Annotated in this window: 2 protein-coding genes; one reads left to right on the forward strand and one right to left on the reverse strand. The window is 34.1% G+C overall.

Translation table 11 applies throughout. From position 1 onward, the window contains the following. Positions 1-299: recombinase family protein (locus IHV10_RS22560; protein WP_197134895.1), on the reverse strand; the 299-nt coding region annotated here is incomplete at its 3' end. Positions 300-445: 146 nt separating this feature from the next. Between IHV10_RS22560 and IHV10_RS22565 the strand changes: the two genes are divergently transcribed. Next, positions 446-3,360, forward strand: a 2,915-nt coding sequence (locus IHV10_RS22565; protein WP_197134897.1) for a Tn3 family transposase, incomplete at its 3' end; no start/stop codon positions are given.

The raw sequence follows: 3,360 nt of genomic DNA on the forward strand, positions 1-3,360 counted from the left end.
TCTGATAAATCTAGCCATGTATCTTTTAGTGATTTTAAGCTTGCCTTTTTACCCCGTATGTAATCGATTAATTCAAATAAATCTTGTGTACTACGAGTGATTCGAGTTAAGTCTGTAACATAAATAATGTCACCTTCCTGTAAATCCTCTAACATTTTTTGAAGTTGTTCTCGATCCTTTGTTGCTCCTGAAACTTTCTCTTCATATATAATATCCATTCTAATCTCGTTCAGCTGCTGAAATTGCCTTGAAGGATTCTGGCTAGTCGAACTGACACGAATATAACCGATTTTCCGCAAAATATCACCTCATTTTTGAGACAAGTCTTATGAGACGCTCTTAATTATGATTTTATCAGTCTACTACATTTGTATCAATAGAGTACACTCTATTGATATATAATTGTTATTATAGACTGAATATTATAGAAATGAGATGAAGTAATATGACAATAGCGAGAGGAAGAGAATTACTTACAACAGATCAAAGACAAGCTCTTATGAAAATTTCTGACGATGAGTGGCTAATGGGAACCTACTACACTTTTACCAATCGAGATCTAGAATTCATAAATAAGCGTAGAAGAGAAGAAAATCGATTAGGGTATGCGATTCAATTAGCCGTTCTTCGATATCCTGGTTGGCCATATTCTCATATTAAAAACATTCCAGATTCAGTGATACATTATATAGCAAAACAAATTAACGCCAACCCTTCTTCACTTTGTCTATATCCCCAAAGAGAAAATACGCTTTGGGATCATCTGAAAGAAATCCGTAATGAATATGGTTTTGTACCTTTTACTTTAAAAGAATATCGTATGGCATTTAAATACCTTTACCAGTTAGCTTTAGAAAATGGAGATGCAATTCATTTACTAAATGAATGCGTAGACTATCTAAGAAAAAATAGAATAATATTACCTGCTGTCACTACACTTGAGAGAATGGCGTGGGAAGCAAGAGCAAGGGCAGAAAAAATAATTTTTAACACTGTCAGTCAATCCTTAACAATTGAGCAAAAAGAAAATCTTGAAGAGCTCATCAATTCGCAGCACCAATCTGAATCCAACAAAACGATATTAGGTTGGCTAAAGGAAGCACCTGGTCATCCTTCGCCTGAAACTTTTTTAAAAGTAATTGAAAGACTTGAATATATACGTGATTTGGAATTAGAAACTGTTAACATTAATCATTTACACCGCAATCGTCTGCTTCAGCTTTCTCGATTAGGTTCTAGATATGAACCATATGCCTTTCGCGATTTTCAGGATAATAAGCGTTATTCAATATTAACTGTATATTTGTTACATCTTACTCAAGAATTAACCGATAAAGCTTTTGAAATTCATGATAGACAAATACTTAGTCTGTTATCAAAAGGTCGTAAAGCACAAGAAGAAATTCAGAAACAAAACGGAAAAAAACTAAATGAAAAAGTAATTCACTTTTCAAATATTGGACAAGCATTAATTAAAGCAAAAGAGGAAAAGTTAAACGTTTTTGAGGTGTTAGAATCCGTTATTGAATGGAATTCTTTTGTATCTTCTGTAGAAGAAGCTCAGGAACTTGTACGACCTGTAGACTATGATTATTTAGATTTATTACAAAAAAGATTCTATTCACTTCGAAAATATACACCGACCTTATTAAGAGTATTGGAATTTCATTCTACCAAGTCTAACGAATCACTTTTGCAGGCTGTAGAGATTATACGCGGAATGAACGAATCTGGAAAACGAAAAGTACCTACAGAAGCCCCTTTAGATTTTGTTTCAAAACGTTGGAAAAAACATCTTTATGAAGCTGATGGGACAATCAATCGTCATTATTATGAAATGGCTGTCTTAACTGAATTAAGAGAGCACGTTCGATCTGGCGATGTGTCTATTGTGGGTAGTAGGCAATATCGAGATTTTGAGGAATATTTATTTTCAGAAGATGATTGGAACCAAAGTAAAGAGAGTACAAGGTTATCAGTTAGTCTTTCTTTCGAGGAATATATCACAGAGCGAACAAAAAGTCTTAATGAGAAGTTAAAATGGATGTCTACTAATTGGAACAAGTTAGAAGGCGTATCACTTGAGAAAGGAAAACTTTCACTTGCACGTTTAGAAAAAGATGTTCCAGAAGAAGCAAAAAAATTTAGTGCCAACCTTTATCAGATGCTACCGAGGATAAAATTAACCGATTTACTTATGGACGTTGCTCATATAACAGGATTTCATGAGCAATTTACTCATGCTTCCAATAATCGAAAACCAGATAAAGAAGAAACCATTATTATCATGGCTGCTCTTTTAGGAATGGGACTGAATATTGGATTGAGTAAAATGGCAGAAGCAACACCAGGACTTACGTATAAACAACTAGCTAATGTATCTCAATGGAGAATGCATGAAGATGCCATGAATAAAGCCCAATCGGTACTAGTGAACTTTCAGGATAAGTTAGATTTGTCCTCTTATTGGGGAGACGGTACAACTTCTTCGTCAGATGGTATGAGGATGCAGTTAGGAGTTTCATCACTACATGCTGATGCAAACCCTCATTATGGAACAGGAAAAGGGACCACCATCTATCGATTTACGAGTGATCAATTCTCGTCTTACTACACAAAGATCATTCATACTAATTCAAGGGATGCTATTCATGTTTTGGACGGTTTATTACATCACGAGACGGATTTAAATATAGAAGAGCATTTTACAGATACAGCTGGCTATACAGATCAAATTTTTGGATTAACTCACCTTTTAGGATTTAAGTTTGCTCCGAGAATAAGAGATTTATCTGATTCAAAGCTTTTTTCATTAGTAAAAGCAAGTGAATATCCAAAATTAGAGTCTATTTTACGTGGTCAATTAAATATAAAAGTTATTAAAGAAAATTATGAGGATGTGTTGCGGTTAGCGCATTCTATAAGAGAAGGAACTGTATCCGCATCACTAATAATGGGGAAATTAGGATCATACTCAAGGCAAAATAGTTTAGCTACGGCTTTACGTGAGATGGGACGAATAGAAAAAACAATATTTATTCTTAACTATCTCTCTAGTGAATCCTTAAGAAGAAAAATTCAAAAAGGATTAAATAAAGGTGAAGCTATGAATGGTCTTGCAAGAGCTATTTTCTTTGGAAAGCAAGGGGAATTAAGGGAAAGAACCTTACAGAATCAGTTACAAAGAGCCAGTGCCTTAAACATAATTATTAATGCCATTAGTGTCTGGAATACTCTACATTTGACAAAAGCGATGGAGTATCAAAAAAGTTTTGAGGATTTTAATGAGGATTTACTGCACCATATATCCCCTTTAGGCTGGGAACATATTAACTTACTAGGTGAATATCATTTTAATTC

The sequence above is a fragment of the Fictibacillus sp. 5RED26 genome (assembly GCF_015903895.1).
In the GTDB taxonomy this organism is placed as follows: domain Bacteria; phylum Bacillota; class Bacilli; order Bacillales; family Fictibacillaceae; genus Fictibacillus; species Fictibacillus phosphorivorans.